Annotated in this window: 8 protein-coding genes; 5 read left to right on the top strand and 3 right to left on the bottom strand. The window is 70.4% G+C overall.

The window, feature by feature from the left end:
• The 3 genes from ACWEVN_RS44245 to ACWEVN_RS44235 all read right to left on the bottom strand — a co-directional run.
• A partial coding sequence (locus tag ACWEVN_RS44245) for a serine/threonine-protein kinase (RefSeq protein WP_452055279.1) occupies window positions 1-941 on the bottom strand: 941 nt, incomplete at its 3' end.
• The gene (locus tag ACWEVN_RS44240) at window positions 938-1,726 is read right to left on the bottom strand and encodes a hypothetical protein (RefSeq protein WP_452055278.1); all 789 of its coding nucleotides are present in this window, start codon (window positions 1,724-1,726) and stop codon (window positions 938-940) included. The genes ACWEVN_RS44245 and ACWEVN_RS44240, both read right to left, overlap by 4 nt.
• Window positions 1,727-2,081: 355 nt before the next feature.
• On the bottom strand, window positions 2,082-2,351 hold the full coding sequence (locus ACWEVN_RS44235; RefSeq protein ID WP_452055277.1) for a hypothetical protein: 270 nt from the start codon (window positions 2,349-2,351) through the stop codon (window positions 2,082-2,084).
• Between the two features lie 22 nt (window positions 2,352-2,373).
• Here ACWEVN_RS44235 and ACWEVN_RS44230 point away from each other — a divergent pair, with 22 nt between their 5' ends.
• The 5 genes from ACWEVN_RS44230 (at window position 2,374) to ACWEVN_RS44210 (ending at window position 7,765) form a co-directional block, all read left to right on the top strand.
• Complete coding sequence (locus tag ACWEVN_RS44230) at window positions 2,374-2,694, top strand: hypothetical protein (RefSeq protein ID WP_449681165.1); 321 nt, start codon at window positions 2,374-2,376, stop codon at window positions 2,692-2,694.
• A 78-nt stretch (window positions 2,695-2,772) separates the two neighbouring features.
• Window positions 2,773-3,549, top strand: coding sequence for an ArsR/SmtB family transcription factor (locus ACWEVN_RS44225; protein ID WP_452055276.1), 777 nt, complete (start codon window positions 2,773-2,775; stop codon window positions 3,547-3,549).
• A 210-nt stretch (window positions 3,550-3,759) separates the two neighbouring features.
• Entirely contained in the window at window positions 3,760-4,917 is a 1,158-nt protein-coding gene (locus ACWEVN_RS44220; protein ID WP_452055280.1) for an EfeM/EfeO family lipoprotein, read from the top strand.
• The gene (locus ACWEVN_RS44215) at window positions 4,914-6,110 is read left to right on the top strand and encodes a Dyp-type peroxidase (RefSeq protein WP_452055275.1); all 1,197 of its coding nucleotides are present in this window, start codon (window positions 4,914-4,916) and stop codon (window positions 6,108-6,110) included. The genes ACWEVN_RS44220 and ACWEVN_RS44215 overlap by 4 nt, the downstream gene beginning before the upstream one ends.
• A 32-nt stretch (window positions 6,111-6,142) precedes the next feature.
• Entirely contained in the window at window positions 6,143-7,765 is a 1,623-nt protein-coding gene (locus ACWEVN_RS44210; RefSeq protein WP_452055274.1) for a phospholipase C, read from the top strand.
• Window positions 7,766-7,819: the final 54 nt, after the last annotated feature.

Genomic DNA, 7,819 nt, shown 5'->3' with positions numbered 1-7,819 from the left:
CGCGTCCGGGCCTCCGCCGGATGCGCCGGTGCGGTCGCCGAGTTCAGGCCCGCGATCACCCGGGGCGTCAGGTGCAGCACCGGCACCCCGGACCGCTCCAGCCACCCCGGCCCGTACGCCACCGTCGCCGCCGCCGCGAGGTCCGCCGCGAACGACTCCGCCTCCCTATACCGCGCGTCCAGCTCGCGGGCCAGGCTGCGCATCACCACCGCCGCGATCGGCGACGGCACCCCGGCGATCGGCTGCGGGTCGGTGAACATGTGCTGGCGCATCATGCTGATCGCGCCGCGGGTGTTGTCGAACGGCAGGCGGCCCGACAGCAGTTCGTACAGCACCGTTCCCGCCGCGTAGACGTCGGCCGCCGGGCTGAGGGCGTTGCCCATCGCCTGTTCGGGGGCGATGTACGCCGGGGTTCCGAGGATCTCGCCACCGTGCGTCACCAAGGTGGCGCCCTCGCTGATCACCCGGGCGATGCCGAAGTCCGCCACCTTCACCACGCCCTGCGTGCTGAACAGCAGGTTCCGCGGCTTGACGTCGAGGTGCAGCACCCCCGCCCGGTGCGCCGCGTGCAGCCCGGCCAGCATCGCCAGCCCGATCGCGCACGCCTGCTCGCCGCTCACGCCACCGCCGTGGAAGCGGCTGTGCACCGTCCCGCCGTCGAGCCGCTCCATCACCAGCAGGTGCTCGCGGCCGGTCCGGACGTAGTCGTACACCGGCACGATGTGCGGGTGGTCCAGGCTCGCCAGCACCCGCGCCTCGCGGTCGAAGAGCTCGCTGCTCGCCGCGTGGTTGAGCACGTCCCACGGCAGCTGCTTGATCGCGACGCTCCGCCCCAGCGTCCGGTGCACGCCGGCGAACACGACCCCCATGCCGCCTTCGCCGATCGACTCCCCGATGTCGTACTGCGGCAGGGCGGCGACCAGCTCGGCCGGTGCGCTCATCGGGTGAATTCCTGCGTCGACGGGAGCGGAAGCCGGACCGTCATATCACTCTCGGTCACCGCGGGCGGAGCAGCCGGGTGCGGGGTCAGGTAGCCGAGCAGGAACGCGATCGCCGCCACGCCGAGCACCACCGGGATCTCGATCGCCGGCTCGGGCGGGACCAGGCGCAGCACCGACAGGCTGATCACCGCGACCAGCCCGGTGCCGAACCCCGCGGGCAGGAACCGCACGCCGCGGCGCCAGCGGTTCGGCGCCAGCCGGTGCCGAGCCAGCGCGAGGAGCGCGGTCACCCAGGCGAGGATCGTCAGCACCAGCATCGCCAGGCCGAAGACGCCGTAGACCGACCAGAACGACCCGCGGACGTCGGCGACCGTCGTCGCCTCACCCAGCGTGACGCGCCCGGCGTCGAGCAGCTCCACCGACGACGGCAGCAGCCCGGTCGCCTGTCCGGCCAGGTCACCGAGGTCGAGGACGAACGTCCGCGACACCGACCCGCGCGCCGGCACCTCGAAGGGCGCGGTCGTGTCGTAGGCGAAGAAGGTCAGCGCGAGCGCGACGCCGGAGAGCCGCACGCTGCGGACCTTCACCGGCGCGGCGCCGGGGTTGGTCGCCACGACCTGCAGCTCGACCTGGCTCGCCGGATCGATCGGGACGGTCGCGTCCTCGATCGGCCGCTGGTCGATCGACACCTGCAGCCGCAGTGATCCGGACTCGGCGGACGCGGGCGGCGCGCCCACGAGCAAGCACAAACCCAACGCAACCCCCGCCGCGATGACACGTCCCATTGGGCATCCCCTACTTGCGTTATCCGACTGGTCCGGAATGCTACAGCGAGCACACACCGGGGAGGGACGTCCCAATGCGATTCGTGGTTCGGCTGTTTTTCGGCGCCGTGGCCGGAACGTTGCTTCTGCTCGCAACAGCGGGCACCGCCGACGCACAATACACATCGTCGGTTGGTTTGAAACCATCGAGCGGGCAGGCCGGGAGTTCTTTCACGATTTCCTGGAATTTCTACCCGTGCAAGGGGCCGGTCACCTTTTCGTGGAACGGCACGCCGATGTGGTCGGCGAACGCAACCCTCACGCAGACCAGCGGCACAGTCGCGGCGACCGTGCCGAGCGGCGCCCAGCCGGGGACCTACCCGGTCACCGGCACGTGCACCAACGCCCGGACCGGCGGGCCGCTCAGCGCGGGCAGCCGGTTCAGCGTGACCGCAACTCCCACGACCACCACACCCCCGCCGCCAGTGACGACCACGCCGCCCCCTCCGGTCACCACGCGGCCGACGCGGCCCGGCACCACCACGACCCCGGCCACCCCTGCCACCACCACGCCGCCGGCCACCACGACCACCCCGCCGGCCACCACCCCGCCGGCCACGTCCGGCACGCCCACGACGTCCAGCACCGCTCCGAAGCCCGGTGAACTCGTGCTCGACCGGCCGAGCATCAAGGCCGGCGAGCCGCTCTCGGCGTCCGGGAAGGGCTGCCGGCCGGGCCGGATGGTGACCCTCGTGTCGGACGGCACCGAGGTCGGCACCGCCTACACCGACGACTCCGGGGCCTTCACCGCGCCGGTCGAGTTCACCCGCATCGAGGCCGGGCGGCACACCGTGATCGCCGAGTGCGGGGTGCGGCTGACCGGCGCCGTCGACCAGGTGGTGACCCGCTCGTCCGGCGGGCAGACCGGCACGCTGGTCGTTCTCGTGTTCTTCGTCCTCGCGAGCATCACGGTGATCCGCTTCCGCTGACCCCCGGTTGACATGCACCCATCCGGCTGCCTATCGTCGAAAGGCAGCCGGACGGCTGCATGTCACCGGGAAGGCGCGATGGACGAGGTCTTCAAGGCGCTGGCCGATCCCAGCCGCCGCCGGCTGCTGGACGTGCTCAACGAGCGCAACGGCCAGACCCTGCGCGAGCTGTGCGCGGGGCTGGACATGGCCCGACAGTCGGTGAGCAAGCACCTGGCCGTGCTCGAGGCGGCCGGGCTGCTCACCACCACCTGGCGCGGCCGCGAAAAGCTGCACCACCTCGACGCCGCGCCGATCAACGCGATCGCCGAGCGCTGGATGACCCGCTACGACCGGCGGCGGGCCGGCGCGCTGGCCGATCTCAAACGAGCACTGGAGTCCGCACCGATGAACGATTTCGCGTACACCACCTACATCAACACGACGCCGGAGAAGCTCTGGCAAGCGCTTACCGATCCGGCGTTCACGAGCCGGTACTGGGGTGTCTCCTTCGAAACCGACTGGAAAACGGGCTCGCCGATGACGTGGGCCGAGCGCGGCGCGAAAACCAGCGATCCCGGACAGGTCGTCCTCGAATCGGATCCCCATCGACGGCTGTCCTACACCTGGCACACATTCACGGCGGATTGGGCGAAAGCGAACGGCGTCGACGAAGAAACGCTCGCGAAACTGCAGCGGGAAAGCCGGTCCAAAGTCACCTTCACCCTGGAACCGCACGGGGAAATGGTGAAACTGACCGTGCTCCACGACGGTTTCGACGCCGGCAGCACGACGTTGGAGATGTGCAGCCAGGGCTGGCCGGCGCTGCTCTCCAGCCTGAAGACGCTGCTGGAGACCGGGGCTCCGCTTCCGTGACCTGGCCAAACCGGTCGAACATCGCGAACAAGACAGATCTGGCACAGCAATACGTCTGAATCCTCCCTCTTTTGTGTTCGGCCGGCTGAAGTCCGGGTGAACTTCCCTCTTTCGATCGGATCCGGTTCGGTTTTCCGGGCGTTAGGCTCGCATAATCCGTGACCGGTGATGGTCCGATCGAGTGACGGGAGAGTGCGCGTGCCGGGGTCAGTGCGTACCCGCTGGATCGTGGTGGCCGTGGTCGTGGCCGCCGCGGCGGGCGCCGTCGTGGCGTTCTGGCCGGACAGCGCGGCCGCCGTCGATCCCGAGATCGCGGTCTCGCGCTCGTCGTGCGGTACCGGCTGGACGGATCCGAAGCCGGGGCCGCAGACGTTCCGCCTGCACAACACCGGGTCGGTGACCGCCGAGGTCGACCTGATCGACCCGGCGACCGGCGTGATCTACGGCGAGGTCGAGGGCCTCGGCGCGGCGACGACCCGGCCGTTGCAGGTGAACCTGGGCAACGGCAGCTACGCGTTCCGCTGCCTGCCCGAGGACGCGGGCGCGATCGTCGGGCCGGCCGTGCGGATCACCGGCGGCGCCGAGCGGACCGGGCCGGGCGTCGCGCCGGTGACGCACGACGACCTGCTCGGGCCGCTCAAGGCCTACCAGCAGCACGTCGAGACGGGGCTCGGCGAACTCGTCGCGAACACGGGCGCGCTGAAGAACACCGTGCACGGCGGCGACCGAGCGGCGAGCCAGGCGGCGTGGCTGACGGCCCACCTGACGTACGAGCGGCTGGGCGCGGCCTACGACGCGTTCGGCGACTCCGACGGCGCTCTCAACGGCACGGCCGACGGCCTGCCGAACGGCCCGGCCGACCCGGGTTTCACCGGCTTCCACCGCCTGGAGCAGGGCCTTTGGCACGGCGAGGACCTGGGCGCGCTCGGCGCCGTCGCCGACCAGCTCGACACCGACGCCCGCGCGTTGCAGACGTCCTTCGCCGACAGCCAGGTCGACGGGAACGACCTCGGGCTGCGCGCGCACGAGATCATGGAGAACACGCTGCAGTTCGAACTGACCGGCCGCACCGACTACGGCAGCGGCACGAACCTGGCCACGGCCCGCGCCAACCTCGACGGCACCCGCGCGGTCCTGGACGTCCTGCGGCCGCTGCTGACGCCGAGGTACCCGGCACTGTCCAATGTGGACAGCTGGCTGGACCGCACGCAGAAGGCACTGGACGCGGCCCGCCGCCCGGACGGCACGTGGACCCGCCCGGCGGAGCTGAGCCGGGACCAGCGGCAGAAGCTCAACGCGGACGTGAGCGAGCTGACGGAACTGCTGGCCCCGATCGCGGCGATCGCCGAACCGCGGAGGGTCTCGTGACCGACCTGCCTCGCCGTTCCTTCCTGCGCCGGGCCGCCATGGGCGCGGGCCTCACCGTCGCCGCCGGGGCCGGGCTGGGCGCCTCCTCCGCGACCGTCACCGACGGCAGCTCGCCCGTGCCCTTCCACGGGCCCCACCAGGCCGCCATCCTCCGCAAGCCGCCGACTCAGACCATCGTCGCCTCCTTCGACGCCGTCGCCGAGTCCAAGGCCGAGCTCACCGACCTGTTCCGCGCCATCACCGAGCGGGCGCGGTTCCTCACCGCCGGCGGGGCGCCCGCCGCGCTCGGGATCACCGCGCCGCCCGCCGATTCCGGCGTGCTCGGGCCCGTGGTGCCCGGCAGCGACCTCGGCGTCATCCTCGGCGTCGGCGCCAGCCTCTTCGACGACCGGTACGGCCTGGCGAAACTCAAGCCCGCCAAGCTGAAGCCGATGACGACGTTCCCGAACGACGCCCTCGATCCCGCCCAGTGTCACGGCGACCTCAGCCTCGTCCTGTCCGCGAACGACACCGACACCGTCCTGCACGCGCTGCGGGACATCGCCCGCGCCACCCGCGGTGGCATGCAGCTGCGCTGGAAGCTCAACGGCTTCACCTCGCCGCCGCGGCCGGACGGCACGCCCCGCAACCTGATGGGCTTCAAGGACGGCACCGCCAACCCCACCGAGTCCGAAATAGACAGTCTGGTGTGGACGCAGGGCGAGCCCGCGTGGACCGCCGGCGGCAGCTACCAGGTCGTCCGGCTGATCCGGATGCTCGTCGAGTTCTGGGACCGGGTCTCCCTGGCCGAGCAGGAGAACATGTTCGGCCGCCGCCGCGACACCGGCGCCCCGCTCGACGGCACGCAGGAGACCGACGTCCCCCGGTACTCCGATGACCCCGTCGGCACCGTCATCCCGCTGACCAGCCACATCCGGAAGGCGAACCCGCGCACGCCGGAGACCGACAACAGCCGGATCCTGCGCCGTGCGGTGAACTACGACCGCGGCGTCGACAGCAACGGCAACCTGGACATGGGCCTCCTCTTCGTCTGCTACCAGCAGGACCTGGAGCGCCAGTTCGAGGCGGTCCAGACGCGGCTGGCCGACGAACCCCTGACCGACTACATCTCCCCGTTCGGCGGCGGCTACTTCTTCGCGCTGCCGGGCGTCACCGGACCGGACGACCACTTCGGGCGTTCCCTGCTCACCTGACGAGCCCCACCCCACCACGAAAGGAATCCACAGTGGACAGAAAGACCCGACGGCGACGGCGCGGCCTGCTCGGCGCCGGGGCACTCGCCTCGGTCGCCGCGCTGGCCGTCGTCACCGGCTCCGCGGCGACCACCGCGGACGCCCAGCCGCTGAACCTGTTCCCCGCGCACTGGATCCCGACGTCGACGCCGATCAAGCACGTCGTCGTCATCTTCGGCGAGAACATCTCGTTCGACCACTACTTCGGCACCTACCCGAACGCGGCCAACACCGACGGCACCCCGTTCACCGCCGCGCACGGCACCCCGAAGGTCAACGGCCTCGACAAGAAGCTGCTGACCGGCAACCCGAACGCCTACAACCCGAAGCGGCTCACGTCCCAGCAGGCGCTGACCTGCGACCAGAACCACAACTACGGCGCCGAGCAGGCCGCCTTCAACGGCGGCAAGATGGACAAGTTCGTCGAGAAGACCGAGACCGACAAGTGCACCGGGCAGCCCATCCTGTTCGGCGAGCCCGGCCTGGTCATGGACTACTACGACGGCAACACCGTCACCGGCATGTGGAACTACGCCCAGCACTACGCGCTGAACGACAACTCGTTCAACACGGTGTTCGGCCCGTCCAGCCCGGGCGCGATCGACCTGATCTCCGGCAACACCCACGGTGTCCAGGCCGTCGACCCGGTGACGCACGAGCCGGTCAGCGACGCCTACGCCGTGCAGTCGCCGGACGCCAGCGGCATCGGCACGATGATCAACGACCCGGACCCGGCGTGGGACGACTGCTCGGGCAAGAACCACACGAGCAAGGACAACCTGGCCACCATGCACGGCCGCAACATCGGTGACCTGCTCAACCAGCGCCACGTCACGTGGGGCTGGTTCCAGGGCGGCTTCCGGCCGACCGGCACGGCCAACGGGTACGCGGTGTGCGGCCAGACCCACACGAACATCGGCGGCAACGCGGTCGTCGACTACAGCCCGCACCACGAGCCGTTCCAGTACTACCCGTCGACGGCGAACCCGAAGCACCTCCCGCCGTCCTCGGTGCAGGCGATCGGCCAGACCGACCGCGCGAACCACCAGTACGACATCTCCGACTTCAACGACTCGCTCAAGGCCGGCTCGATGCCCGCGGTGAGCTTCCTGAAGGCCCCGGAGTACCAGGACGGCCACGCGGGCTACTCGGACCCGCTGGACGAGCAGCAGTTCGTGGTGAGCGAGATCAACAAGATCCAGCAGTCCCCGGACTGGAAGTCGACCGCGATCGTGCTGGCCTACGACGACTCCGACGGCTGGTACGACCACCAGAAGTCGCCGATCCTCAACGGCTCGCACGACGCATCGCAGGACCAGGCGATCTGCACGGGCAAGGCGACGACGGTGGGCAAGTACGCCGACCGCTGCGGCTACGGACCGCGCCTGCCGCTGCTGGTGGTTTCGCCGTACAGCAGGGTGAACCACGTCGACCACACGCTGACCGACCAGACCTCGGTGCTGAAGTTCATCGAGGACAACTGGTTCACCGGCCGGATCGGTGACGCGTCGTTCGACACGCGCGCCGGCTCGCTCAACGGGATGTTCGACTTCTGGTGGCCGCAGGCCCGCAGGGTCGCCCTAGACCCGAAGACCGGAGCCGTCGTCCGCAGCTAGCCCGAAGCGCCCCAATGTGGCGTTGGTTGCGTCCAACGCACCGAACGCCACATT

The sequence above is a fragment of the Amycolatopsis sp. NPDC003861 genome (assembly GCF_053605405.1).
This window is presented reverse-complemented; position numbering and strand designations above follow the sequence as displayed.